This window comes from Pedobacter zeaxanthinifaciens, from assembly GCF_003313335.1.
Taxonomy (GTDB): domain Bacteria; phylum Bacteroidota; class Bacteroidia; order Sphingobacteriales; family Sphingobacteriaceae; genus Pedobacter; species Pedobacter zeaxanthinifaciens.
On record NZ_QMHP01000011.1, the window covers coordinates 56,227 to 81,362 of the forward strand.

Below are 25,136 nucleotides of genomic sequence, written 5' to 3' on the forward strand. Positions count from 1 at the left end.
TTCCTAGTCTTTGTAAAATGTAAGTATTTGCTTTTTATAATCAATTTTGCAGTTGAACTGCACTAAAATATCACCGCCAATGATGCCGGAAATAGAAGGTTGCCCGAGTTGGATATAAGTGTCTGAAACGCTTTGTAGGTCTATTGCTACGGTGTCGTAATTTTTCATGCTTAAACTGCCAATTTGCAGAAGAGGGATGGTGCCCTCCAAAGTAGTTGTACTGCTAAAAATGGTTGCTGCTTGATGTTCCTCATTTTCACGCAAATGCGATAGGTGTTTTTCCATCAAGGTTTTATCGAATACAGAACGCGATGCTCCAGTATCTACCACAGCAAATAAGCGTTGTCCAAAAACAACAATTTCCACTAAGATGTGGAAACCGTTGTCTTGTAAGTTCACTAAAATTAAAGGAACCTTAATTGTTCTCATTATATGTTTAATCGTTTAAATTATTTAGAATGCTAACTGCTTATAACGGTTAAACGATTAACTAGTTGCTCCGTTCAAACAAAACTATACTAACTTCATTTCAGCTAGTACATTGTTCATACCGCGTACCGCATCGGCGCTTTTGTTGAAAGCTGCTTGTTCTTTTTCGTTAAGGGTATAATCAATAATTTTCTCCCAACCATTACGGCCAATAATTACTGGAACACCTAAGCAAATATCGTTTTGACCATATTCGCCTTCTAATGAAACACAGCAGGTGAATAATTTTTTCTCATCTCTAACTATTGCTTCTACCAATGCTGCTCCTGCTGCTCCTGGTGCATACCAAGCAGAAGTGCCAATTAAACCAGTTAGGGTAGCTCCGCCCACCATGGTATCTGCAGCTACTTTTTCTAGGGTAGCTTCATCCAACAGTTCTGATACTGGTAAGCTTTGGTAAGTAGCGTATCTGGTTAAAGGAATCATCGTGGTATCGCCGTGGCCACCAATTACAAACCCTTGCAAATCATTAGGGCTGCAGTTTAAGGCTTGGCTCAAATAATATTTAAAGCGTGAGCTGTCCAATGTGCCACCCATGCCAATAATTCTGTTTTTTGGTAAGCCTAAAGATTTTAATGCTAAGTAGGTCATCGTATCCATAGGGTTAGAAATTACGATGATAATTGCCTCCGGAGAGTACTTTAAAATATTTTCTGCAACACCTTTTACAATGCCAGCGTTAATGCCAATCAATTCTTCGCGGGTCATTCCTGGTTTACGTGGCAAACCTGAAGTAATTACTGCTACTGCCGAGCCTGCTGTTTGGCTGTAATCGTTAGTTACACCTTTAATTTTTGTATCGAAACCCAATAGGGTAGCGGTTTGCATCATATCAATGGCTTTACCTTCAGCAAAGCCTTCTTTAATATCTAATAATACGAGTTCTTCTGCTAATTCTCTTCGTGCAATGTTATCTGCACAAGTGGCGCCAACGGCACCCGCACCTACTACTGTTATTTTCATATCTACTTTGGTTTTAGTAATTGGAGAAGCTTAAAAAGCCTCTTTTATTAATTTGTGTTATTATATTAAAGATTTTTCACAGAACTAAGGTATAGATTTGTAACAGCTAAACAAATATTTTTTGCATTTGTATAAAGCATTATGATTTTTATTTGATGATACAGATTTCTTTGCCGTGGCTAAATACCTGTTTGTTTATTTAAGTGTTTGATTAACAGTTTTTTATTCTGTTTTTTTGGCGTTAGCCAGAACTATTTTCGTGCTTATGTTGTTTAGCATTTAAACTTCAAAAAATTGCATCATGAATATCAAGGAACTATTATTGAATGGAAAGGCGTTTCTGACCATTTTAAGTGATTTTGCTATCGAAGCGAAAAATGTCATTATTCAAGATGAAGATATGCTCTTCAGAAATATTGGCGGGGCTAAAAATCCAACATTGAAAGAAACTGTTTGTATAGAAGGTAAAAATGAAGAGGGTATTTTCAATTTTTTTGGCACGCTACACTTCAATTGCTTGGATAAGCTAGCTGTTTTTGAAATGCAAGGTTTTGAAAAAATCGCTCCAAAGTCATAAAGTATATCGCACATCAATAAATTTTTCCAGATGAAAATATTTTCTTTAGTTACAGGTTTGTTTTTTGTAGCGCAGATGGCTACTGCTCAGGTTGCACCTTCATTTCAATTCGGGTTGAAAGGCGGCTTTAATCTATCTAAGTTTAGTACTGAAAATACTTTTGCCAGCGAAAATAAGGCTGGTGGCTACGGCGGGGTTTGGGCTAGAATAGGCGGTGCTGGAATTCACTTGCAGCCGGAGTTGTATCTTTCTGGTAAAAACACAACACTACAAAGCAGCAGTGGGTTACAAAACAAAGTTACTTTTACGAGCTTGGATGTACCTGTTTTAGTAGGTGCAAAAATTGGAGCAGCTGGCGTTGGCATCCGTTTAAACACAGGTCCGGTTGCATCATTTGTAATCAGCGAAAAGCAAAGTTTTGACCAAGCCGCTTCCAACGTTTTTAATGGCAGGTTTAAGGATCAAGCATTTGCGTGGCAGTTTGGAACAGGTTTAGATTTAGGTAAATTGAGTTTTGATTTGCGCTACGAGATGGGGCTATCTAAGCTCAATGCTGCTGGTTATCCAGAAACTAAATTGAATATTTTTATGCTTGGTTTGGGCTTACGATTGTTCTAAATCATCGCCTTTTTCAATAATTTGAGTTACTTCTTTAAGCTCGTAGGTATACGCTCCTTTAATGGGGCGTATATTTAGCTGTTGCTGCTCACTTATAATTTTAATAAAGCAAGCTCCAAAGTAAAAAATTAGTGAGGAGTAGAAAACAAATAGCATCACTAACACAATTGAGCCCGATGCGCCGTAAATATTTTCGATATTGCTGAGCGGCAACATGATACGTAATACGTATTTTCCTAAATTAAATAAGATGCCTGTTAATAAGCCTCCTTGAAATGCAGTTTTCCATTTTGGACGGGCGTTGGTTAAAAATCGAAATAAAATTGTAAACCAGATAGTTACAATTAATATGAAAATTAGTTGATTTAAGGCCCACAATAGATATTTTCCGAAGTTAGGTGCTGAGCTGTGCAAGTACGTACCTACAAATGCTTGTACACTATCGGTAACTAAACCTACAAAGAACAAAATTCCAGCTAGCAAAATAATAATCATCGATCGCCCACGTATTTTCAAGGTGAACAAAAAGCCTTGCTTGTCATTTTGCCCAATATTCCATATTTGCTCTACCGAGTTTTTGATTACGTTAAATAGGGTAGTGGCCACAAAAATGAAAAACACAAATGTTAATACTGTAGCCCACCAGTTATGGTCAACCCCTCTGATATTGCGCAATGTTTCGCGAATTTGATTGGTACTGCTTGGGATTAAAATCTGCGAAATACGGTCAAATAGTTGAGAGGCAAGAAATCTTCTGTCCACAAAAAAACCAAACAAGCGTATTAAGATTAGAAGAATTGGTGGAATGGCGAAGTTGGCAAAAAAAGCGGTAGCTCCTGCTAATCTCAACGGGTCGTTTTTTTGATATAGCATAAAGGCGTTTCGTAAATGCTTACAAAACAAAAACAGCTTCGACTCTTTCAATGTAGATGTTATTCCCATTAGCGAATTTCAAAAATAACAAAATATGCCAAAGGATGTTTGTTGTTGTTATTATTAATGCAACAATTGCGGTTAAAATTATAAAGTTTCAAACTATTACTTGTCCCGTTGGTTATGATAAAAAACTAAAGGAGATAAGCCATGAACAATTTTTTTAGAACAGCTATAGCAGGCTGGGGTGCCTGGAAATTAGGCGGAGGTTGCCTATCAACAATCGTGATTTTTGTAGCTTTATACTACTTGTTGGGCCATTGCTAACATTGAATCATCACCATTTCATAAAATAAGCGCATGAAGAAATCTTAAATCTTAGCGTTTCTCCATGCGCTTGAAATGAGAAGCGTATTTTACAAATTGCCTCTCAAAGCCTGTTCTCTTTCGATACTCTCGAAAAGTGCCTTAAAGTTACCTGCACCAAAGCTTTGTGCGCCTTTACGTTCAATAATTTCGAAAAATAAAGTCGGTCTGTCTTCTACTGGTTTGGTGAAAATTTGAAGTAAATATCCTTCTTCATCTCGGTCCACTAAAATACCCAATTCCTTTAACGGCGCTAGTTCTTCGTCAATTTCCCCAACTCGGTCGGGCATCATATCATAGTAAGCCTGTGGAGGTGCACTTAAAAATTCCACGCCACGAGCCTTTAATTCTTTAACTGTTTTAACGATGTCTTTGGTGGCTACTGCAATATGTTGTACGCCTTCTCCTTCATAAAACTCTAGATATTCCTCAATTTGAGATTTCTTTTTTCCCTCCGCAGGTTCGTTAATTGGGAATTTCGAGTAACCATTACCGTTGCTCATCACTTTACTCATCAACGCAGAGTATTCGGTATTAATTTGCTTATCATCGAAGGTAAGGATGTTAACAAAACCCATCACTTCTTCGTACCATTTCACGGTTTCATTCATACGGTTCCAACCTACGTTGCCTACACAGTGGTCAATGTAAAGTAAGCCAGTATCGGTTGGATTATATTCGCTTACCCATTTTTGGTAGCCTGGCATAAAAACGCCATTATAGTTTTTTCTTTCGATAAACATGTGAATGGTTTCGCCGTATGTATAAATTCCCGACATGCGTAGTTCACCGTGCTCATCTGTTAATGTTTGAGGTTCTAGATAAGGCTTTGCACCACGTTTAGTGGTCTCTTCGAAAGCGCTGTAGGCATCGTCAACCCAAAGTGCCAATACTTTAACGCCATCGCCATGCTTTTTTACATGTTCAGCTATAGGATGTTCGGATTTTAAAGCGGTAGTTAAAATCAATCGTATTTTACCTTGTTGTAGTACGTACGAAGCTCGGTCTTTAATTCCCGTTTCTGGACCTGCATAGGCTAAAGATTGAAATCCGAATGCAGTTTTATAATAATGCGCTGCTTGCTTGGCATTTCCTACATAAAATTCAATATAATCTGTTCCATTAATAGGAAGAAAATCAGGTGCTTTAGCTATTTTTTCTGCAAATGTTTGTGTGCTCATTCTGTTTTATTTTGTCCGAAGTCGAACCACCGATGTCGGATGTTATAACTTTTTAATTAGTACGGAAGTCGGAAAATCCGCCATTCCAGAAATTAAATTTTTTATTTTTTGCGTTGAAGTTAATGCCTGCTAAGTCTTGCGGACTTGCCGACAAAAACTTTCTGACTACTACTCTACGTTTATCTGCCAACTTTTATGATAGCTTTCATCCTCAATGGAAATGGCATCTTCAGTAAGCATTAGCGGTCTAAAAGGATCTATCATTACCGCTAGCTCTTCTGTCTTTTCCTGACCTATAGATTTTTCTACCGTTCCTGGATGTGGCCCATGAGGAATACCGCCTGGATGCAATGTAATTTGTCCTTTCACCACACTTTTGCGGCTCATGAAATCACCATCAACATAGTAAAGCACTTCATCACTATCTACATTACTATGGTTATAAGGCGCTGGTATCGCTAAAGGATGGTAATCGTACTTTCTTGGCACAAAAGAGCAAATTACAAAATTGTGTCCTTCAAAAGTTTGATGCACTGGAGGCGGCTGGTGCAAGCGTCCGGTAATAGGTTCAAAATTGTGGATAGAGAAAGCCCAAGGATAATGAAAGCCATCCCAGCCTACAAAATCAAATGGATGCGTACCGTAGGTGTATGGATACATGATGCCTTGCTTTTTAATTAGCACCTTAAAATCTCCTTTCTCATCAAAAGTTTGAAGATTTTGCGGTCTTTTGATATCTCTTTCACAAAATGGAGAATGCTCTTCCAATTGCCCAAAAGTGTTTCTGTACCTTTTTGGGGTACGTATTGGACTAAAACTTTCTACAATGAATAGGCGATTTTGTTCGTCATTAAACTCCATCTGATAAATGGTACCGCGTGGAATAACCAAATAATCACCGTATTCAAAAGCAATTTCCCCAAATCCTGTCTTAAGCTTTCCCGATCCTTCATGAATAAAAATTACCTCATCGGCCTGACTGTTCTTATAAAAATAGTCAGTCATTGATTGTTTAGGCGCAGCAAGGGAGATATGCAAATCGCTATTTACCAGTACCGGCTTGCGACTTTTCAGGTAATCGTCTTCTGGTTTGATGTTGAAACCAATTAAACTAGTATGGCGGAGATGTTTTTCTCTTGCAATTTTGGGTTCTACGGAATAAGGTTCGCCAATGGCTTTTACAATAGTTGGTGGATGGCAATGGTACACCAGCGAATATAAGCTAGAAAAGCCTTCCGTTGAAACGAGTTCCTCCGCATATAAATCGCCATTTGGCTTGCGGAAAACGGTATGTCTTTTAGGAGGAATACTCCCTAAAGTATGGTAAATAGGCATATTATAAGATTCTTTTGGTTAGAAATTACTATAATAACGAATAAAGGTAGAGAACGTTTACTGTACGTTCATTTAGATGGAAAGTTATTAAAAAGAATATTGTGCAAATATCAATTTGGAAAGCATAGCATATCTGTAAGCGGAAAAAACTTCTGCTACACAGTGGTTATGATATGGGAAAATCTCGTTCATATTTGTTGCTGTAAAAATAGCTTTTTTGCCGCAATGTTTCAAACTTCAAATTTTACAATTTTATACTAAACATTTTACCACCTTAGAAACCTAAGTTCACGCCATAGATTTACTGTCCTAAACAAAGGTGAACTAAAGTGCATCGGGTGTTTCAATAAATATAACCTGATACAGCTTTTGGAAAACCCATAATGCTTTCATAGCTTTGAACCATCCAATTATAAACCTTCTCCAAGTTGCGTTGTTGTTTTATTGGGTATTATTTTGACATCGCTAAAACTTATTAATAAAAATGAAGCTTGTATCCTACAAAACAGAAGATAGAGAGCACCTAGGTGTATACGCTAATGGGCATATCTATAACCTTAACTCGTGTGATAAATTGATTCCTGATCATATGAATGCTTTTTTAGAAGGTGGCGAGCCGCTGATGGAAAGAGCAAAAAAAGTAAATCAAGATATTTTAACGGGTGCACTAACGCCGAAAGAGGAAGTTTTTTATGAGCTTTTAGCGCCAGTTCCTCATCCAACCTCTTGTAGGGATGGCTACGCATTTAGGCAGCATGTGGCTGCAGCACGTAGAAACCGTAAGGTAGATATGATTGCTGAGTTCGATCAATATCCGATTTTTTACTTCACTAATCATAATGCTATTCAAGGTCCTGGTGAAATCGAATGTATGCCTGATCATTTTCAAAAGCTTGATTTTGAACTGGAAGTTGCCATTGTAATTGGGAAAAAAGGAAGAAACATCAAAGCTGCGGAAGCCGATGAATATATTGCTGGTTACATGATCATGAACGATATGAGTGCCCGTACGCTACAAATGGAGGAAATGTTGTTGAATTTGGGCCCAGCAAAAGGTAAGGATTTTTCAACCGTAATTGGACCTTGGTTAGTTACTCCTGATGAGTTGGCGTCATATAAAGTTCCTGCGAAGGATGGCCACGTAGGTGACAACTATAACTTAAAGATGACCTGCAAGGTGAATGGCATTGAAGTATCTAGCGGCAACATGGCTGATATGGACTGGACTTTTGCCGAAATTGTGGAGCGTTGTGCCTACGGAGTGGATGTTTTGCCAGGCGATGTGATAGGATCGGGTACGGTAGGTACTGGATGTTTCTTGGAATTAAATGGTACCGGTTTGTTGAACGACCCTAACTATCAGGTACAATGGCTACAACCGGGTGATCATGTAGAAATGGAAATCACGGGTTTGGGCGCATTAAGCAATACCATTACTAAAGCAGATACCGATTTTTCGATATTAGCACTTAAAAAATAAGACTTGAAAAGCAGGGTTCGATGTGCTTCGGTTACGAAAGCCCTGCTATTCGCTTTACTGCGTGCCGCTGCTATCAGGTTTAGCTTACATAAGTACATTTTTCTATGCTACAACTTACAGCATTGATTATGAAGCGTTTCTTTTAGATAGATTCCTCCTAACGTCGGAATGACAAGAAAGGTGTACAAATAAGAAGCGAAACTAACATTTCAATCTTTCCATTTCCATCCTTTCAACCTTAAAACTTAAAACTTTCCAACCTTACAACATTTCCAACTTTAAAACTTTCCAACCCATACCATGCTTACCTTAAACTGCGAAGAACTTTCACCAATGCAATTGCAAAACTACTTGCAATATGCCATAGCGCCACGTCCAATTTGTTTGGCTTCAACTATTGATGTCGATGGAAATGTGAACTTAAGCCCTTTCAGTTTTTTTAATTTATTTAGTACCAATCCGCCGGTTTGTATTTTTTCACCTGCACGTAGGGTAAGAGATAATACCACAAAACATACCTTAGATAATATTTTAGAGGTGGGAGAGTGTGTAGTGAACATCGTAAACTATGCGATGGTGCAACAAACCAGTCTATCGAGTACTGAGTATGGGAAAGGCGTAAATGAGTTTGAAAAGGCTGGTTTTTCAATGGAGGTTTCTCATTTGGTGAAGCCGCCAAGAGTAGCGGAAGCGCCTGTACAGTTAGAATGTGTAATTAGTCAGGTAATTCCTTTGGGAGATCAGCATGGCGCTGGAAACCTAGTTTTAGCTGAAATCAAATTAATTCATATTAAGGAAGATATTTTGGATGCCGAGGGGAAAATAGATCAACAAAAAATTGATTTAGTAGCACGCTTGGGCGGAAATTGGTACAGCAGGGTTACCCCTGAAAGTTTATTTACGGTGCCGAAACCGCTAACAACGTTGGGTATTGGCGTAGATGCCTTACCTATATCTGTGCGTCAATCCAGAGTGTTAAGTGGTAATGACTTAGGTTTACTGGGGAATTTAGAAGTGTTGCCTAGCGATGAAGAAATTTCAGAAATGCAATGGAATACCAATGTGAAAGATATTTTAGATGCTACTATTGGAGATGCTGCTAACCGCGAACGTGAGCTACATGAATTCGCGAAAGAATTGATTGCCTATGGCAAAGTAGCTGATGCGTTGAAAGTACTGTTGCTCTGATTTAGTCGGGAAGTATGAAAGTCTGAAAGTCGGGAAGTCGGGAAGTCGGGAAGTCCGAACGTTGCAGATGATTAAAGTGAAGTATGTGTTGTTATAAGCCTAAAGGCAGTGTAGAAATATTAATGACTAATCCCTGATTCCTAATCCCTGTCCACTACTATTTACTCCACTACAGTCACAGCTTTCAAAAAGCGATTTTTATAGTATCCTTCTAAGTCGGTAATGGTAACACCCTTAGCCTTTCCCGACGAAGAATGGATGAACTTGATGTTTCCATTTTCATCTTTCGAGTAAATAATACCAACATGCCCCGGCTTTCTAACACGAGAATTAGTTCCGGTGAATACCAAAATATCGCCTACTTTGGCATCTGCTAACTTAATGGCCTTGCCTTTTTTAGCAAAATCAGCTGATGAACGTGCACCATTGAAACCAAATTGTTTGTAAACATAACTTACAAAACCTGAGCAATCAAAGCCAATTTCAGGATTACTTGAAGCATAGCGGTACCTGGTTCCGATCAATGATTTTGCGAAATCCATGATTTTGTTGGAAGTGGAGTTGGCTACTTCAGGAATACGGTTAATTACCTTTTCCATCATTTTTTGATATTGCATCGTTAACGATACGTTATCCTGTGCTTTCGAGCTAAAAGCGATACTTGTGAGCAATAAGATGGCGAAAAGTGCTTTCTTCATTATTTCAAACTTAACTAACTACAGTTAAAGCACCAAAGAATGTGGAAAACTTTGTGTGTGGTTTGTTAGTTTTTTAGGTGATTAGTTGTTTGGTTTACAGTGCTATAAAATTTTATTTCAATGCTCTAGCAAATCGTAACTCGTAAATCTGAAATCGGCAATTTAGATGATTAGTTGTTTGGTTTACAGTGCCATAAAACTTTATTTCAGTGCTCTAGCAAATCGTAATTCGTAAATCTGAATCGGCAATTTAGGTGATTAGTTTTTTGGTTTACAGTGCTATAAAACTTTATTTCAGTGCTCTAGTAAATCGTAATTCGTAAATCTGAAATCGGCAATTTACGTGGTTAGTTGTTTGGTTTACAGTGCTATAAAATTTTATTTCAGTGCTCTAGCAAATCGTAACTCGTAAATCTGAAATCGTCAATTTTATGGCGTTGTTACGGCAACGGGCAATACTTTTCCATTGAAAAATTTATGCCCAGTTTTAGCAAAATCAGCAACATATTTGCCCATTTCAAATGCCAGCACCGGACTTTCATAACCCGGGAACGCTGCTTCTAACATTTCCGTTTGTGCCGAGCCCAATGCTAAGCAGTTAATCTTAATGCCAGAAGCAGTAAGTTCTTGCGCCATACATTCTGTTAAAATATGTAATGCTGCCTTACTGGCCGAGTAAGCCGCTAATCCGGCAAATTTCACACTTCCTTGGAAACCACCCATGCTACCAATGTTCACAATGTGCGCACCAGTTGTCATAAATGGAAGCATGTAGCGAGTCATCTTAAAGTGGCTCATCACGTTGTGCTCCAACATTGTTGCCAAATCATTTTCGGTAGTTTCCAGTAATGGTTTATTGATTAGTGAGCCTGCATTATTAACTAAAATATCGACCGTTCCTAGTCGTTGCTCAATAAAAGGCACCAAAGCGTTGTAATCATCATTAACCAAGTCAAACGCAACAGGCAAAAGCGTACATTCTGGCGTGATGCTTTTTGCAATTTCATGTAGTTTTCGCAGTTTGTCTGCCGATCTAGCGATGCAAACTACTTTGTTTTTGGTATCTAAACTAAATTCTAAAGCTGCTTCAAAGCCTATTCCGCTACTTGCTCCTGTGATGATGATATTCATGGCTGTAAATTAAGTGGCAAAGATAAGTAATTTACGTGGCGTAATAGGCAATTAGCTTTGTTGAAGTTCATCGGATAAATACTTTGTGTTTTAAGATGTTTGATATTCGTCATTCTTTCCAAAAGCCAATAGTTTATAAGTACCTTTGCCGTTTGAATTCAAACAAATGTTAGATAAATTAAAAGAAAGAAGCGAAGGTTTATGTGAATTATGCAGTAAAACTGAAGCTACAACTGCCTACACGGTAAGTCCGAAAAATGATGACTCCATTGCAAACCAGGTGGCGCTTTGCAACGATTGTTTGCAGAATATTGATGCAGAAAATCAAGGATTTTATTGGCGTGTGGTAGAAGGAAGCATTTGGAATCCGGAGCCTAGCGTACAAGCTTTAAGTTACCGCATACTTCAAAAATATAAAGATGAAGATTGGGCAAGTGGCGTATTAAGCATGGTTGATTTAGATGAGGATGTGGTACAATGGGCTTTAAGCGGTTTAGCACTAGCTGATGTGCATCAGGATGCTTTTGGTAATACGCTTGAAGCTGGCGATACCGTGGTGCTTACACAGGCCTTAGATGTGAAAGGTACTAGCTTTAGTGCCCCAAAAGGTACCGTAGTGAAACGCATTAGGTTAGTACACGATAATCACGAGCAAATTGAAGGAAAAATCAACGATCAAATGATTGTGATATTAACGAAGTACGTTAAAAAGAATAACTAAAAAGACCTTGTCTTACCTTGCAAAGGTTGGGTACAACAAACTTACGAAGCTTTTAAAACTTCGTAAGTTTATCAGTAATTAGCTTTTTGTTAATTATTCAGGCTTTAAAGATGTTAGTCCTCTACGGTAATTAATTGTGTTACTGGATTAGCAATAACGTGAAACCCATCATTAATTAGCTTCGTAAATTCTTTTTCGTTAGCCGCTTTCATCTCTAAATAAATTCTTATTTCGCTTTCCAGCGATGGATCAGTAGCGGTATGGTGTAGAATTTCAACAATCTGTAACGCACAGAGCCAGTCATGACGATAATTGGTCTTCAATTCTGAAAATATACTCTCTAGATTTTCTTGACCTTCGCCGCTTTCCCTGATGTCTCGCACTTGTTGATACAGCTCATGTAAACGTTTCGTCGCATCGTCGTAAATCACTTTATGCGTAAGTTGATCGCTTACGTGTGTCAATTCCTCGTATGCATCTTTGTCGGCAGCACCATTAAATACCGAAATAATTTTTTCGCCAACGGCCATATCATAAGTTCCCCATTCAGGTTGAAATAAAATGTTGCCATTGGCTTCTTTTACGGTGCACTGCTCAAAGGCTATCAGTATGGTTTTATCGTTTTTACGGATGATTTCTTTTACCGTTCCGTTTACTTCAATGCCACTTTCGAAAGTTAGTTGCGCAGTTGATCCAATATAAACACCTAAGTTTGATAAATCATCCAAATTATGGTCTTCCAAAGCTTTGTCGATGTTTTTCAATTTGCCAACAGGCGATGAAAATCCATCTTTATGATAATGCTTGCTATGTCCTGGCAGCTCTTTATTGTCAAATGCCAATGCCGATTGTCCATTAGTTTTGATGAAGGTCACTTCATCGTTTTTACTGATACCCACATCGGTAAAAATACCAGTAACCTGTAAGCCAGAGCTATACACTGCCGTACTTGGGTTTTTACATTCTATCGCTTTAAGTACACTTTCTGCCCCGCCACGCCTAAAAGCCATTGTATTGGCAAACGCTTCTAAAACATCAATCAAATTTTGGAAAGTAGGTGTAACGAAAAGCTGCGGTTGCTCTTGGGTAATATCATAGCTATAGTTAACCGTGTTGATATCGTACCACAATTTTTTAATTTTAGGATCCATGCAAGTGGCACTTTCTCCAATGGAAGAAAGCAATCCTGCGCCGTAAATTTTTGGGTTTTCTAATGTGCCTATCAAGCCATACTCTACCGTCCACCAGTGTAAACGTCCTAGTAAAGCCATTTCTGAAGGCTCGCCCATATTTTCGGAAATAAATTTCAGTTCTTTTTCTGCTTTTGCAATCTCGGCTTCATCAACATTTGAAGCTTCTTTTAATATAGATAACTTACGAATTGCCTCATACAGTTCAAAATCTTTACTGCTGAACATGGCTTTTGCGCCAATTGAACCGAAGTAGCTCAAATAATTGTTGTAGTCAGTATCAGCAATAATAGGTGCATGGCCGGCACTTTCGTGGATAATATCTGGTGCTGGTGTGTATTCAATGTGGTTAATCTGGCGGATATCTGCAGCAATAACCAACACCCTATATGCTTGGTATTCCATAAATGCAGCAGGAGGGATAAAACCATCAACGGTAACAGCGCCCCAACCAATTTTGCCTAAATTGTCGTTCATGGTTTGCAAATCAGGAATGTACTCAATACTTAAACCTGCTCTTTGCAAACCTTTGATGTAAGGATAATAAGCTACGTGCTTTAAATAACTATAGTTTTGACGCATTACATAACGCCAAACCGCTTGATCTATTGGCGTGTATTTCTCGTAATTTTGCTCTACTATAAATTGCCTTAAATGTCTAGGCAATTTGGCAACTTGCTCGTTATTAAAGTCGTTAAAATCGCTCATTTATACATTGTGTTAATTGCACTAAATTAGCTTATTTGGGCTAGCAATGCAAGAAATTACCGTTGTTTGGATGTAATTTGTTTTTTATAACCATACAAGGCCATTTAAGGTTTGGGAGGTGTTATTTAACTATGTGTATTTCGATAACTTTTTAACCATGTAAGGCATGTAAGGTCATATAAGATTTTTGACGGTGTTGTTTGCTTATGTGTGTTTTGATAATGGAAGTACCTTTTTTAACCATTTAAGGCATATAAGGTCATTTAAGGTTTTGATGGTGCTGTTTGTTTATGTGTTTTGATAATGGAAGTGCTTTTTTAATCACATAAGGATACAGGCTGTGTAATCTCTGATAATTCTATGTGCCTATGTGTTAAAAAAAAAAAGTTACACGTTCTTTTTAACCCGAAAAGAAAAGTACTTCTGTGAGAAATAACTAAATACAGCTAAAACGATAGTAATTAGCGCCTTTGCAACCGAAGGGTAAAACCTAAATCCTTCTACCAAAATCTTCATCAATGCATAATTAAGTAAGATGTTGGTGCATACAACAGTTCCGTATCGGAATAACTGTATCCTGCCTTTTAAATCAGATTGTGTAAATACTAAATATTTATTCAGCATGAAGCCGATAAAAAAGGTAATGATAGACTCTAAAATTAATGCTGCGATGGGTGCAGTAATCAAATACTGGCCTATATGAACATCATTTTGGTGCAGGATATAATTGTAAATCACAAAATAAGCTACAATGCCCGATGCTGCAGTAATACCGCCACTAGCCAGATACCTGAATGTGTTGATAGCAAACCAATTTTTAAACGGCGGATAAAAGAAATCAATAAATTTCAGTGCTAATTTTCTCAATTCTTTCTATAAGTTAATTGGTTGTTAATCATTCGGTTGTTGTACTGTTGCACAAATGCCTTGAGCTTTTCTTCTAATTGAGCCTTAATTTGTGGTTGCTCATTTATTAAGTTTTTCGTGTTGCGCCTATCTTGTTTTAAGTTAAATAAGGATGTGCTTTTTTGCCCATCATTGGTCAACAGGTAATCTCCATGGTAAAGATTAAAAGTTCCATCATTATTATTAACAGCAAAACTATCAGTTTTATTGTCGAATGCATTGAAACCAAATGCAAAGTAAGGTTTTGGATAGTGTAAAAAGCTAAGTACCGACGGCATGATGTCAATTTGCTGTATGATTTTATCGGTTTTGCCTTTCAGTTCTCCACCCGGGAAATAGAACAAAATTGGAATGGAAAAATAGCCCGCTGTAGTTTGATAATCTGGCAAATAGGAAACGGTAGCATGATCAGCACACAGTACAAACAACGTATTATTGTACCAAGGCATTTTCTTCGCAGCGTTAAAAAAATTACGGATAGCCATATCTGTATAGCCCAAAGGTTCCTGTATGGGTAAATTTCCTTTAGGGAACTTGCCTTGGTATTGTTGTGGCACCTTAAACGGGTGGTGAGACGATACAGAGAAGAATGCAGAGAAAAACGGCTGTGGGAAAGTATTGATTGTTTTTGCCACGTACTGCATAAAAGGATCGTCCCAAATGCCCCAAATTCCGTCAAAATCAGCATCGTTATTGTATTCAGTTTTACCGTAGTAATGTTTAATCCCTGCCAAGTTGGTATATGCCGAAAATCCCATAGAGCCATTTGGTGCACCGTGGAAAAAAGCAGTATAATAACCTTCATCACCTAGTAATTTAGCGATACTCGTAGTATTGTTGCTGGAATACTGCGAAAGTACAAAGGGTTCTTTAATAGATGGTATACTTGAAATTACTGAAGGCAGCGCATCAATTGATTTGCGGCCATTTGCGTAGGTATGCGTAGACGTAAAACTCTGTTCAACCAAACTATCGATAAACGGAGTGAAACCTTTGTACTTGCCATTCAATTGATCTTTATTAAGTGCTCCAACGTGTTCTTTTCCTAAACTCTCAATGATAAGAAATACAACATTTAGTTTTTTAAAGCTATTGGTGTCGCTGGGTAAGTGTATTGGATTGTAAATTCTATTAAGGCTTGCTTCGTCAAAATAATTAACTGGTTTTAGCTTCGAAGAGCCTAACGTTTTCATAATGCTAAATGGCGTATTAAGTACCAAGCTCATATCGCCAGGGGCTTTCACATAATCTCCAGCATTACTCAGCGTAATTGGCCTGGTGCTGTGTCTCCATCCGCCTCTAACGCCACCAATGAAAAGAAACGCAATCAATAAAAGTGCTGCGGTTTGAAGTACGTAAGTTTTCCAAGTAAACTTTGGCTTGTTAACTGCCTTAAATAGTTGACTTAGCTTAGCGAAAGCAAGTACAAATAACACAAAAACCAATAACAGGTGCCAATATTCTAGCAGAAAATCGGCGGTTAACTTCATCTTGTTTTGCTCATGACTGAACTGTGAAAAAACACTGCCAGTAGTGCGCTTCAGCGTGAATTTGTAGTAGGCAAAATCAATGAAGTTGGCTAAAAAACCTACGCAGTTAGTCACTATAAACAACCATTTCGCAAATTTTTGATAATTATGATGGTATTTAAATGGAAATGGTACGCTCTGTAAAACGATATATAACGAGTTAATGTACAGTAAGGCAACAATATCAAATTTGATGCCTCCTAAAAATGTATATGCAATTTCGCCGCTGGTTAAATGTTTAAATAACGACTTGTTAATCATGAAAAAACCTAGTCTGCACAAAGCATATAGGGCAAGCAGCAATACAAATTGGTAAATAAGTATAAGATATACAGATTGTTGACGTTTTTTTTGGTTCATTCGAGTACTTACCGCCCACCTATCTTTTACCCTAAGGTACAACAGTGGTGAACAAGTAGGATGCGAAAATAGTTAATAAAACTACACCTTGCAATATATTGGTTTTACCGGAGCCTAAGGAAAGCATAAGGGTAAATTGTGCTAACAGTAAAAGTACCATTGATTTGGTATCAATTCCTAACGTGATATTTAAGCCTGCAAATAATGATACCACCGCTACTGCTGGTATGGTTAGACCAATGGTGGCAAGCGCCGAACCCAATGCCAGGTTTAAACTGGTTTGCAGACGGTTTTTTCTTGCCGCATTTAAGGCCGCAATGCCTTCTGGCAGTAAAACTACAGTCGCTATAATCACACCAACTAGCGATTTTGGCGCTCCAGCGTTAACTACAGCATTTTCGATATCGGGCGCAAGTGTTTTTGCCAATAATACCACAATACCAAGACAAACCAAAAGTAAAGCTAGACTACTTAATGCAACTGCGTTGGTTGGAGGCGCTGCATGAACTTCTTCGTTAGCTGGGTTTACCGGGGGTAAGAAGAAATCTCGGTGCCTTACCGTTTGTACCAAAATAAAGGTGCAGTATATAATTAATGAAATAACGGACACAAAAATAAGTTGGGAACTGCTGTAAGATGGTCCCTCTACGCTTACGGTAAAGTTAGGCAAAATGAGTGTGAGCATCAGAATTGCGGTGAGCGCTACCAATGGCGCCTTCACACCATCAAAACTAAAACCTTGTTGGTTAAATTTAAGTCCGCCGAATAATAGGCAAATACCAATCATTCCTGTTAAAATAATCATCACGGCAGCAAAAACAGTATCTCTAGCTAATTCCTCTGTTCCGGGGCCGCCAGTAAGCATTAATGATACAATCAACGATACTTCAATAGTAGTTACGGCCAGTGCTAAAATAAGTGTGCCAAACGGCTCACCAACCCGGTGTGCTACCACTTCAGCATGATGTACTGCAGCGAGCACACTTCCACTTAACATTACCACTAGTAAACCTATGCCTAAGCCGCCCAGGTTACCGATGGGTGCGAAATAAGCTATCCAAGCTAGTAAAGGAAGTGCGATGGTCCACAATGGGAGAGGTAATTTATTTAACATACGATTTGATTAGGTGATCAACTGGATTGATTAGCAAGAAGAGGTTTAACACGTCTTCTGTAATGGTTTAATTACTTACTAAAAGCGAAGTAAAGAAGTTAATATGTTGTAACTTTAGCCTCAAAACAATTGATATGAGAAAATGTTTTTCTTTTTTGGCGATGCTTTTGTTGGTTCAAATCGCAAAAGCGCAGGTTGATACTGCAGCTTATCGAACTATTGCAAATGCCATTCAAAAGAAATATGCACCAGATAAGCGGTCTGTTTATTTTAATGTGAGGTTCAAGGCCGATTCGGTTTTTGTAGAGAGTACATCGCAACAAGCCATCACTTCTTTCGAAAATTCTTTTCCAGCAGCTGAAAAAGCTAAGCTAATAGCTTCGTTATTGCCAGCGCAACACTTAAACGGACAAGTGTACGGCGTAACAACAATTTCCGTAGCGAACAATAGGAGCCAGCCTTTTCATGGTGCCGAGTTAATGACACAAACTTTGTTGGGTACGCCTATCCAAATCCTTAAAAAGCAAGGTGGCTTTTATCTAGTGAAATCGCCCGATGGCTATTTGGCCTGGACTGATGGTGGCGCTATTGCATTGATGGATGGTGCTAAATTTAAGGCTTGGCAAGCTGCAAAAAAGATTGTTTTCATTGCCGATTATGGGCATGCCTTTACAGCAGCTTCTAATTCGGCAGCTAGAGTTTCCGATTTGGTTGCAGGAAATATCCTGAAGTTTATTTCTGCCAATGGTGCATTCACCAAGGTCGGTTTTCCTGATGGAAGGGAAGCTTACGTTCCAACAGAACAACTTACTGACTATACTACTTGGGTAAAACGACCATTGCCCACTGCCGATGCCATTTTGAAAACTGCGCAAACATTGGTTGGTGTGCCTTATTTATGGGGTGGCACTTCCATAAAGGGCGTAGATTGCAGTGGCTTTACCAAAACTGCTTACTTTTTAAATGGAGTGATCATCCCTCGTGATGCGTCGCAGCAGGCGTTAGTTGGACAAGCATTAGACGTTTTAGAAAACGATTCCATTAGTGTAGAAAAATGTCTTAAAAATCTTAAGCCTGGAGATTTAATGTTTTTTTCGGCGGCAAAGCGCAGAGGCATTAATGGCGGCAGGGTAAGTCATACCGCAATATACATGGGCGATGGTCAGTTCATCCAATCCGCCGGGATGGTAAAAATCAGCAGTATTTTGCCAACAGCAGCCAATTACGATGAATATCAGAGTAAAACTTTAGTAGGAGCCAGAAGGATGTTAACGGAAGTAGGTAAACCAGAAATCACGAAAGTAGAAAATCATAATTGGTATTTGAGCAAGCAATAATGAGCATCAAAATTTATCACAATAACAGCTGTAGTAAAAGCAGGATTGCACTTGCAGAGTTAACAAAAAGCGGCGAAGATTTTGAAATCATCAACTATTTGGAAAATGTACCTGGCGTTGAAGAATTGAAAGCCATTGTCCAAAAACTTGGGATTCGTCCTTTTCAGCTTGTGCGCACTACCGAAAAAATTTATAAAGAAAAGTTTGGGAACCTGAATTTATCTGATGAAGAGTGGATTAAGGCAATGCATGAAAATCCAATCTTAATACAACGACCGATTTTAGTTAAAGGAGATGTCGCGATAATTGGTAGATCTGAGGAAGCATTGGATGAACTTTTTTAGCGCTAGCTTATTAGAAAGTTCCAAAGGCGTCAATAAATGCATCCCGAGATCTGATGAAATTTCCAATGTGCAAAAATTGCGGATAATATTTAAAGTAGAAGTCTGGGTTATTAGATTTGTAAACCCTTAGATTATCTCCTTGCATCATTTGTAAATAATAACTTCCGCCGTCTATTGCTACCAAAGTACGCTCAGGCTTATATCCAATAACAAATACAGTATCGTTTATTGGTTTGCGTGTAACTGGAGGTTTCGACTTTATTTCTCTATAGTTGATTGAATCATTCTCGAGTGTCCAAAAATTTTCTTTGCCTAGATTTGCAATCAATTCATTGCCAATGCTTTTATCGATTTTTTTGCTGGTCAATCTTCTTTTTAAGCAAGATTTACCTTCATAAATAAAAGTAAGTTTACGCCACTTCTTATTTTTTACGGCAATAATTTGGATTTTAGCATTTTTCATTCTAGTAATGCCTTCTACGTGGTAAGCAATTAAGAAATCGTATTTGTGTTTAAGCTTTTTAAACAATAACGATTTAGCTTTAAAATCATCATTTACGTTTGAATTGAAGACAGGGATTTGTGCGTACGTCTGATAAATGGATAATAAAATTAAAATCACTAGTAAGAGCCTATTCATAAAGTTGTAGTATAAAAATCTAAAGATGTTCGGCAAAAAGAATTTCCATAAAAAAATCCCGACGTTAAATCGGGATTTTATATTATGATTGACTCAATAAATTTCTCCAGCTTACTTTGCTTTCGATAGTCCAGTGCAAATCTTTAATCGCAATACGTTGTTGCTCCATTGTGTCGCGGTGGCGGATGGTTACCGTATCATCTTCCAGCGTTTGGTGGTCTACCGTAATGCAGAAAGGTGTTCCTACAGCATCCTGGCGGCGGTAGCGCTTTCCAATGGCATCTTTTTCCTCATAAATACAGTTGAAATCAAACTTCAGCTGATCCATAATTTCACGAGCTTTCTCAGGCAAACCATCTTTTTTAGTTAACGGAAAAATAGCTGCTTTAATTGGCGCAAGGGCAGGGTGTAAGCGCAGTAAAGTTCTGCTATCTTGTTTTTCCGGAGTGCTTAAATCTTCCTCTTCCAACGCATTAATCATCGTAAGCAAAAACATCCTATCCAAACCAATAGAGGTTTCAATTACGTAAGGTACGTAATTACCATAAGGCTTGCCGTTTTCATCCAACTCGGCGTCAAAGTATTGCATTTTTTTACCGCTATACTCCTGATGTTGGGTTAAATCAAAATCAGTTCTACTGTGTATACCTTCAACTTCCTTAAATCCAAAAGGGAACTCAAACTCGATATCAGTAGCCGCGTTCGCATAGTGAGCCAACTTCACATGATCATGGTAGCGGTATTTTTCAGGAGACGTTCCAATAGCTTTGTGCCATTTCAAACGAGCCTCTTTCCAATATTCAAACCACTTCTTGTCTTCGCCAGGGCGCACAAAAAATTGCATTTCCATCTGTTCAAACTCACGCATACGCATAATAAACTGACGGGCAATTACCTCATTTCTAAAAGCTTTTCCTATTTGCGCAATACCAAAAGGAATTTTCATTCTTCCTGTTTTTTGCACATTTAAAAAGTTCACAAAAATACCCTGAGCAGTTTCCGGACGAAGGTAAACTTTCTCGCTTCCATCGGCCATAGCGCCAAACTGCGTGTCAAACATCAGGTTAAACTGGCGTACATCGGTCCAATTTCTGGTGCCGCTAACCGGGCAGGCAATTTCATGCTCTTCAATCAAGGTTTTTAAACGCGACAAGTCTTCAGCTTTCAGCGCATCGTCCATGTCGTTTTGCAATTTTGTTGCTTTCTCCGTTTTTCCTTCCTTTTCGTATTTAGCAATTTTATCTTCTAATAATTGGTCGGCACGGTAGCGTTTTTTACTGTCCTTGTTGTCAATCATCGGATCATTAAAACCGTCTACGTGCCCGCTGGCTTTCCAAACTTTAGGATGCATAAAAATGGCGGCATCAATACCCACAATGTTTTCGTGCATCTGCACCATTGCTTTCCACCAATAGGTTTTGATGTTGTTTTTCAACTCGGCGCCCAATTGTCCGTAATCATAAACAGCACTTAAACCATCATATATTTCGCTGCTTTGAAACACAAAACCATACTCCTTCGCATGCGATATTACATTTTTAAAAATTTCGTCGTTATTTTTCTGAGCCATAGTGGCGCCAAAGTTAAAAGTTAAAAGTTAAAAGTTATAAGATAAGCGCTTTAAAATGTTTTTGAAAAGCAAGGTAAGTGCTTAATCGGTGCCGAAAGTCCTGCACTTTGTTCCAAATCCTCTCCCAATTTTGCATTGGGATGCGGGTTTTCCACGTCGTTCAGGTTTATTTTACAAAAGCTTTTGCTACTAGCTACGTGCCGCTTAGTGCCTAAAACTGCGTAGCTCAACAAAAACACTTTTATTTTTCGCTACAATCAGTAACTTGCAATTCGTAATAAATGAAGAGAATCCTTTCAATAGATGGCGGTGGCATTCGTGGAATAATTCCAGGGATGATTCTTGTTGCTTTAGAAGAGAAAATACAACGGGCCACCAAAAATCCCAGTGCCCGCCTTACCGATTATTTCGATTTCTTCGCTGGAACAAGTACCGGCGGCATTCTGTTGTCAATTTTGCTGTGTCCCGATGATCAAAATCCATCAAAACAGAAATATACTACCAAACAAGCTTTAGATATTTATTTGCAACACGGCGTAGAGATTTTTTCTGCCAGACCTTGGCGTAGATTTCTTAATAAATTTGGCCTATTAAGCGAGTTGTATGACGCTACAATTCTCGAAAAAGTACTTAAAAGCTACTTGGGAGATAAAAAATTGAGCGAACTTTTGCGGCCATGCATCATTACTGCCTATGATATTGAGCTTCGCAAGAACCATCTTTTCAGGCAGCAAAAGGCCATTTCACACGGCGATTCTCGGGATTTCTACCTAAAAGATGTTTGCAGGGCTACTTCTGCTGCACCCACTTATTTCTCCGTCGCCGAAATTTTTTCTCTTGCTAAAACACGCTATCCTTTGGTAGATGGTGGCGTATTTGCGCACAATCCATCTTTATCTGCATTATTGGAGGTCATTAAAAGCTATAAGTCTTACAAAATCGATGATATTTGGATTCTTTCATTGGGAACAGGTCTTTCTAAAATATCTTACAAATACGAAGATTTTAAAAAGAAAAGAGCTATTTCCATAGGGCCAGCACTGGTGGATATCATGAGCAGTAGCTCGGCCGAAAGCACGGATTATTTTTTGAAGCAGTTGTTTCGTTCGGTAAATGAAAAGAGCAATTATATCCGTATTGAGCCAAGTAACCTGTCTTCAATAGATCCTTCTATGGATGCAGCAACTAAAACCAATATCCAAAAAATTGTGTCCCTAGCGGATAAGCTGGTTAGCGAAAACGAAGAACTGCTTGACGAAATTGTTAAGGACCTCCTCAGAGATAAAAAAAATAAAGAAAACGAGTCTGTTTGGAATTTTCTCAAAAGGTGATTTTTAAATGGCATAGCAATAGATAAATATCCGTCACATCTACTTCCAAAAGTGTTTAGCTGTTAGCTCAAAACAATTTTTACAGCTATCTAGCATCACTTTAAAAATTCGCTTATAGCCGTTACAAATAATTTCATCATCCTTAAAAAATGAAAATCAAATCATAATTTGATATAGCCCAAAAAGCTACCTTTGTAAACTAAAATTGTAAAAGTGAAAAGAATACACCTCGTAATATTGGCAATTGCCTTTTTAAGCCTCGCTTTTAATGTTCCAAAAAAACATTACTATATCAGCTTTAAAACGGCAAGTGAGTTTCAAGATTTTTTAAATCACAAAACCGCAAGGTATCCTTTGCTAAGTGCCCATAGAGGTGGTCCAATGCCAGGTTTCCCTGAAAATGCCATCGAGACGTTTGAAAATGCAACTACCTACCAACCGGTAATTATAGAATTTGATGTAGCATTAAGTAAGGATTCGGCTTTAGTAATTATGCATGATGATAAGTTGGACCGAACTTCGACAGGTACTGGATTAGTTTCATCTTACATGTACAGCGAATTACAAAAGCTCAACCTTAAGGATGACGACGGCAAAGTAACTAATTTCAAAATCCCTACCTTGGAACAGGTGCTTACTTGGGGCAAAAACAAAGTGTTATTTACTATCGATTTAAAAAGAGGTGTGCCTTATCAAAAAATTATTTCGGCCGTCCGTAAAACTAAATCGGAAACAAACTCCATCATCATTACATACAATGCTAATCAAGCTGCGGAAGTGCATCAACTCGGCCCTGATTTGATGATCTCGGCAACGGTAAAAAGTAAAGAAGATCTGGATCGACTTAATAAAATGGGTGTTCCTAACGATAAAATTGTGGCCTTTGTTGGTGTTGCAGAGCCGGATAAATCGCTTTATGAACTTTTGCGAAGTAAGGGGATCAGTGCTATCTTGGGCACTATGGGTAACTTAGATCGTAGCGCTAAAGCAAACCCTAATAAAATGGTTTATCGCCAGTTGGTGGCTAACGGTGCTGATATTTTATCAACAGATGATGTTGCGCTAGCGGGACAGCAATTGGATCAATATCGTAAAGAGAAGCAAATGAACTTTAAAAACCTAAAATTGAAATAAATTGAGCATCGAAGTACAACATTTATCAAAACACTACGGTGACCAGAAAGCGGTAAATCAAATTAGCTTTAAAGCAAATGCTGGCCGTATTTTGGGTTTTTTGGGGCCAAATGGCGCAGGTAAATCTACCACCATGAAAATGCTAACTGGTTATTTAAGCCCAACTTCTGGAAAAGTGGAAGTAAATGGTAAAAATGTACAAGAAGAACCAATTCAGGTTAAACGATTGATCGGATATCTCCCTGAGAACACCCCTTTGTATGCAGACATGTACGTACGCGAATTTTTGGCCTTTGTTGCCGAAACCTACGCTTTAGGGAATGTAGCGCAAAAAGTTGAAGATGTAATTAAACAGGTTGGACTAACTCAAGAGCAGCATAAAAAAATTGGAATGCTTTCAAAAGGTTACAAACAACGTGTAGGTTTGGCTCAAGCTATTATTCACCAGCCCGAAGTACTAGTTTTGGATGAACCAACTTCAGGTTTAGATCCCAATCAGCTTTCTGATATTAGGGCATTGATTAAAAATTTAGGTAAAAACAAAACAGTAATTATCTCCACCCATATCATGCAGGAAGTGGAGGCTTTATGTGATGATATCATCATTATCAATAAAGGTAGCTTAGTAGCCAATTCATCTGTTGAAGAATTGAAGAAAGCACACCATAATTTGTCTTTGGAAGATATATTTAAAAAATTAACTAGATAATGAACAGGATTTTAGCAGTATTTTTAATATTGATTTCTGTTGGTTTAAGTACCAATGCTCAACAAGTAAAAATTAGTTTGGCGCCCGAAGTTAATTTGCCTACCGGTAATGCGGCATCGCTTAGCGGAATTGGCTTTGGCGCCTCGTTGAAAACAGAATTTGGTGTTTCAGAAAGGTACGCCATCACTGCTAGTGGTGCGTATAACTTATTTATCACCAAAAACATCTTAGGGTCCAAAATAGCAAATATCAATGCTGTTCCAGTGAAATTGGGGTTGAAACATTATGCCAGTCCTGATTTTTATATTGAAGGCCAGGCGGGAGCAGCATTTAGCGTTGGAAATACGTCTGGAACTTCCTTCGTTTGGTCGCCGGGATTTGGCACTTTAATTAAAACTGGGGGTTCTGGAAAATTAGATTTTGGTTTGCGCTACGAGTCGTGGGCAAATACAAGTTACGGCACAAACTCTAGCTTAAAAGCTACAAGTTTTAACTTTATTGGATTAAAGTTAGGTTACATCTTCGGTTTGTAAATCCAATTATTTGAATTTTAATTGCCTTATTTTCATTTGTTTGTAAAATTTATTTCAGTTTGTTAAAACATTGGCAGCATTGTTGTGTTTGCGTGCCAAACAATAATTAAT

Annotated in this window: 24 protein-coding genes; 11 read left to right on the plus strand and 13 right to left on the minus strand. The window is 38.2% G+C overall.

The annotated features are described in order from the left end of the window. Nucleotides 1–3: 3 nt before the first annotated feature. Nucleotides 4–429: an aspartyl protease family protein gene (locus tag DUT68_RS15570; RefSeq protein WP_113639145.1), complete on the minus strand. Its 426-nt coding sequence runs from the start codon at nucleotides 427–429 to the stop codon at nucleotides 4–6. Nucleotides 430–513: 84 nt separating this feature from the next. Next, the gene (gene mdh / locus DUT68_RS15575) at nucleotides 514–1,452 is read right to left on the minus strand and encodes a malate dehydrogenase (protein ID WP_113639146.1); all 939 of its coding nucleotides are present in this window, start codon (nucleotides 1,450–1,452) and stop codon (nucleotides 514–516) included. A gap of 301 nt (nucleotides 1,453–1,753) precedes the next feature. Between mdh and DUT68_RS15580 the strand changes: the two genes are divergently transcribed. After that, nucleotides 1,754–2,029, plus strand: coding sequence for a hypothetical protein (locus DUT68_RS15580; RefSeq protein ID WP_113639147.1), 276 nt, complete (start codon nucleotides 1,754–1,756; stop codon nucleotides 2,027–2,029). 30 nt (nucleotides 2,030–2,059) lie between these two features. After that, nucleotides 2,060–2,647, plus strand: coding sequence for a porin family protein (locus tag DUT68_RS15585; protein WP_113639148.1), 588 nt, complete (start codon nucleotides 2,060–2,062; stop codon nucleotides 2,645–2,647). On the opposite strand, the gene DUT68_RS15590 is transcribed toward DUT68_RS15585, so the two are convergent. The 3 genes from DUT68_RS15590 to DUT68_RS15600 form a co-directional block, all read right to left on the minus strand. After that, a complete protein-coding gene (locus DUT68_RS15590) occupies nucleotides 2,633–3,496 on the minus strand; it encodes a YihY/virulence factor BrkB family protein (protein ID WP_237088355.1) in 864 nt (287 codons plus the stop codon). The genes DUT68_RS15585 and DUT68_RS15590 overlap by 15 nt on opposite strands. Before the next feature lie 440 nt (nucleotides 3,497–3,936). Continuing rightward, nucleotides 3,937–5,067 (minus strand): 4-hydroxyphenylpyruvate dioxygenase, encoded by a 1,131-nt coding sequence (gene hppD / locus DUT68_RS15595; RefSeq protein ID WP_113639150.1) that lies wholly within the window; start codon nucleotides 5,065–5,067, stop codon nucleotides 3,937–3,939. A gap of 168 nt (nucleotides 5,068–5,235) precedes the next feature. After that, a complete protein-coding gene (locus DUT68_RS15600; RefSeq protein WP_113639151.1) occupies nucleotides 5,236–6,402 on the minus strand; it encodes a homogentisate 1,2-dioxygenase in 1,167 nt (388 codons plus the stop codon). Between the two features lie 484 nt (nucleotides 6,403–6,886). Here DUT68_RS15600 and DUT68_RS15605 point away from each other — a divergent pair, with 484 nt between their 5' ends. Continuing rightward, nucleotides 6,887–7,882 carry a fumarylacetoacetate hydrolase family protein gene (locus DUT68_RS15605; RefSeq protein ID WP_113639152.1) on the plus strand — a complete coding sequence of 332 codons (996 nt, stop codon included), beginning with the start codon at nucleotides 6,887–6,889 and terminating at the stop codon, nucleotides 7,880–7,882. A gap of 300 nt (nucleotides 7,883–8,182) precedes the next feature. Beyond that, on the plus strand, nucleotides 8,183–9,070 hold the full coding sequence (locus tag DUT68_RS15610; RefSeq protein WP_113639153.1) for a flavin reductase family protein: 888 nt from the start codon (nucleotides 8,183–8,185) through the stop codon (nucleotides 9,068–9,070). A gap of 161 nt (nucleotides 9,071–9,231) precedes the next feature. Here DUT68_RS15610 and DUT68_RS15615 read toward each other — a convergent pair whose 3' ends face one another. After that, a complete protein-coding gene (locus tag DUT68_RS15615) occupies nucleotides 9,232–9,768 on the minus strand; it encodes a C40 family peptidase (protein ID WP_113639154.1) in 537 nt (178 codons plus the stop codon). A gap of 429 nt (nucleotides 9,769–10,197) precedes the next feature. Further along, on the minus strand, nucleotides 10,198–10,899 hold the full coding sequence (locus DUT68_RS15620) for an SDR family oxidoreductase (protein WP_113639155.1): 702 nt from the start codon (nucleotides 10,897–10,899) through the stop codon (nucleotides 10,198–10,200). Between the two features lie 166 nt (nucleotides 10,900–11,065). On the opposite strand from DUT68_RS15620, the gene DUT68_RS15625 reads away from it, so the two are divergent. After that, on the plus strand, nucleotides 11,066–11,620 hold the full coding sequence (locus DUT68_RS15625) for a PhnA domain-containing protein (RefSeq protein WP_113639156.1): 555 nt from the start codon (nucleotides 11,066–11,068) through the stop codon (nucleotides 11,618–11,620). Nucleotides 11,621–11,733: 113 nt separating this feature from the next. Here the strand turns inward: DUT68_RS15625 and DUT68_RS15630 are convergent, their stop codons facing one another. The 4 genes from DUT68_RS15630 to DUT68_RS15645 all read right to left on the minus strand — a co-directional run bounded on the left by DUT68_RS15630 (nucleotide 11,734) and on the right by DUT68_RS15645 (nucleotide 17,427). Then, nucleotides 11,734–13,518 carry an aromatic amino acid hydroxylase gene (locus tag DUT68_RS15630; protein WP_113639157.1) on the minus strand — a complete coding sequence of 595 codons (1,785 nt, stop codon included), beginning with the start codon at nucleotides 13,516–13,518 and terminating at the stop codon, nucleotides 11,734–11,736. Between the two features lie 387 nt (nucleotides 13,519–13,905). Beyond that, nucleotides 13,906–14,385: a GtrA family protein gene (locus DUT68_RS15635; RefSeq protein WP_113639158.1), complete on the minus strand. Its 480-nt coding sequence runs from the start codon at nucleotides 14,383–14,385 to the stop codon at nucleotides 13,906–13,908. Then, complete coding sequence (locus tag DUT68_RS15640; protein ID WP_113639159.1) at nucleotides 14,382–16,313, minus strand: LTA synthase family protein; 1,932 nt, start codon at nucleotides 16,311–16,313, stop codon at nucleotides 14,382–14,384. The genes DUT68_RS15635 and DUT68_RS15640 overlap by 4 nt, the downstream gene beginning before the upstream one ends. A gap of 31 nt (nucleotides 16,314–16,344) precedes the next feature. Continuing rightward, a complete protein-coding gene (locus tag DUT68_RS15645) occupies nucleotides 16,345–17,427 on the minus strand; it encodes a calcium:cation antiporter (RefSeq protein WP_113639160.1) in 1,083 nt (360 codons plus the stop codon). A gap of 134 nt (nucleotides 17,428–17,561) precedes the next feature. On the opposite strand from DUT68_RS15645, the gene DUT68_RS15650 reads away from it, so the two are divergent. Together DUT68_RS15650 and DUT68_RS15655 are read left to right on the plus strand one after the other, a co-directional pair. Beyond that, nucleotides 17,562–18,764, plus strand: coding sequence for a C40 family peptidase (locus tag DUT68_RS15650; protein ID WP_113639161.1), 1,203 nt, complete (start codon nucleotides 17,562–17,564; stop codon nucleotides 18,762–18,764). Further along, complete coding sequence (locus DUT68_RS15655; protein ID WP_113639162.1) at nucleotides 18,764–19,108, plus strand: arsenate reductase family protein; 345 nt, start codon at nucleotides 18,764–18,766, stop codon at nucleotides 19,106–19,108. Before DUT68_RS15650 ends, DUT68_RS15655 begins: the two co-directional genes overlap by 1 nt. Nucleotides 19,109–19,118: 10 nt before the next feature. Here DUT68_RS15655 and DUT68_RS15660 read toward each other — a convergent pair whose 3' ends face one another. Together DUT68_RS15660 and DUT68_RS15665 are read right to left on the minus strand one after the other, a co-directional pair. Next, a complete protein-coding gene (locus DUT68_RS15660; protein ID WP_113639163.1) occupies nucleotides 19,119–19,748 on the minus strand; it encodes a hypothetical protein in 630 nt (209 codons plus the stop codon). 82 nt (nucleotides 19,749–19,830) lie between these two features. Next, a complete protein-coding gene (locus DUT68_RS15665; protein WP_113639164.1) occupies nucleotides 19,831–21,318 on the minus strand; it encodes a glycine--tRNA ligase in 1,488 nt (495 codons plus the stop codon). 281 nt (nucleotides 21,319–21,599) lie between these two features. Here DUT68_RS15665 and DUT68_RS15675 point away from each other — a divergent pair, with 281 nt between their 5' ends. The 4 genes from DUT68_RS15675 (at nucleotide 21,600) to DUT68_RS15690 (ending at nucleotide 25,025) form a co-directional block, all read left to right on the plus strand. After that, nucleotides 21,600–22,649, plus strand: coding sequence for a patatin-like phospholipase family protein (locus DUT68_RS15675; protein WP_113639166.1), 1,050 nt, complete (start codon nucleotides 21,600–21,602; stop codon nucleotides 22,647–22,649). A 213-nt stretch (nucleotides 22,650–22,862) separates the two neighbouring features. Then, nucleotides 22,863–23,783: a glycerophosphodiester phosphodiesterase family protein gene (locus tag DUT68_RS15680; RefSeq protein WP_237088356.1), complete on the plus strand. Its 921-nt coding sequence runs from the start codon at nucleotides 22,863–22,865 to the stop codon at nucleotides 23,781–23,783. A gap of 1 nt (nucleotide 23,784) precedes the next feature. Further along, entirely contained in the window at nucleotides 23,785–24,492 is a 708-nt protein-coding gene (locus tag DUT68_RS15685; protein ID WP_113639167.1) for an ATP-binding cassette domain-containing protein, read from the plus strand. Further along, nucleotides 24,492–25,025, plus strand: coding sequence for a hypothetical protein (locus DUT68_RS15690; RefSeq protein ID WP_113639168.1), 534 nt, complete (start codon nucleotides 24,492–24,494; stop codon nucleotides 25,023–25,025). The genes DUT68_RS15685 and DUT68_RS15690 overlap by 1 nt, the downstream gene beginning before the upstream one ends. Nucleotides 25,026–25,136: the final 111 nt, after the last annotated feature.

What these genes read in the sequence shown, in the direction of transcription:
- DUT68_RS15570 (WP_113639145.1), bottom strand. Translation starts at nt 429, where the DNA reads ATGAGAACAATTAAGGTTCCTTTAATTTTAGTGAACTTACAAGACAAC.
- mdh (WP_113639146.1), bottom strand. Translation starts at nt 1,452, where the DNA reads ATGAAAATAACAGTAGTAGGTGCGGGTGCCGTTGGCGCCACTTGTGCA.
- DUT68_RS15580 (WP_113639147.1), top strand. Translation starts at nt 1,754, where the DNA reads ATGAATATCAAGGAACTATTATTGAATGGAAAGGCGTTTCTGACCATT.
- DUT68_RS15585 (WP_113639148.1), top strand. Translation starts at nt 2,060, where the DNA reads ATGAAAATATTTTCTTTAGTTACAGGTTTGTTTTTTGTAGCGCAGATG.
- hppD (WP_113639150.1), bottom strand. Translation starts at nt 5,067, where the DNA reads ATGAGCACACAAACATTTGCAGAAAAAATAGCTAAAGCACCTGATTTT.
- DUT68_RS15600 (WP_113639151.1), bottom strand. Translation starts at nt 6,402, where the DNA reads ATGCCTATTTACCATACTTTAGGGAGTATTCCTCCTAAAAGACATACC.
- DUT68_RS15605 (WP_113639152.1), top strand. Translation starts at nt 6,887, where the DNA reads ATGAAGCTTGTATCCTACAAAACAGAAGATAGAGAGCACCTAGGTGTA.
- DUT68_RS15610 (WP_113639153.1), top strand. Translation starts at nt 8,183, where the DNA reads ATGCTTACCTTAAACTGCGAAGAACTTTCACCAATGCAATTGCAAAAC.
- DUT68_RS15615 (WP_113639154.1), bottom strand. Translation starts at nt 9,768, where the DNA reads ATGAAGAAAGCACTTTTCGCCATCTTATTGCTCACAAGTATCGCTTTT.
- DUT68_RS15620 (WP_113639155.1), bottom strand. Translation starts at nt 10,899, where the DNA reads ATGAATATCATCATCACAGGAGCAAGTAGCGGAATAGGCTTTGAAGCA.
- DUT68_RS15625 (WP_113639156.1), top strand. Translation starts at nt 11,066, where the DNA reads ATGTTAGATAAATTAAAAGAAAGAAGCGAAGGTTTATGTGAATTATGC.
- DUT68_RS15630 (WP_113639157.1), bottom strand. Translation starts at nt 13,518, where the DNA reads ATGAGCGATTTTAACGACTTTAATAACGAGCAAGTTGCCAAATTGCCT.
- DUT68_RS15640 (WP_113639159.1), bottom strand. Translation starts at nt 16,313, where the DNA reads ATGAACCAAAAAAAACGTCAACAATCTGTATATCTTATACTTATTTAC.
- DUT68_RS15645 (WP_113639160.1), bottom strand. Translation starts at nt 17,427, where the DNA reads ATGTTAAATAAATTACCTCTCCCATTGTGGACCATCGCACTTCCTTTA.
- DUT68_RS15650 (WP_113639161.1), top strand. Translation starts at nt 17,562, where the DNA reads ATGAGAAAATGTTTTTCTTTTTTGGCGATGCTTTTGTTGGTTCAAATC.
- DUT68_RS15655 (WP_113639162.1), top strand. Translation starts at nt 18,764, where the DNA reads ATGAGCATCAAAATTTATCACAATAACAGCTGTAGTAAAAGCAGGATT.
- DUT68_RS15660 (WP_113639163.1), bottom strand. Translation starts at nt 19,748, where the DNA reads ATGAATAGGCTCTTACTAGTGATTTTAATTTTATTATCCATTTATCAG.
- DUT68_RS15665 (WP_113639164.1), bottom strand. Translation starts at nt 21,318, where the DNA reads ATGGCTCAGAAAAATAACGACGAAATTTTTAAAAATGTAATATCGCAT.
- DUT68_RS15675 (WP_113639166.1), top strand. Translation starts at nt 21,600, where the DNA reads ATGAAGAGAATCCTTTCAATAGATGGCGGTGGCATTCGTGGAATAATT.
- DUT68_RS15690 (WP_113639168.1), top strand. Translation starts at nt 24,492, where the DNA reads ATGAACAGGATTTTAGCAGTATTTTTAATATTGATTTCTGTTGGTTTA.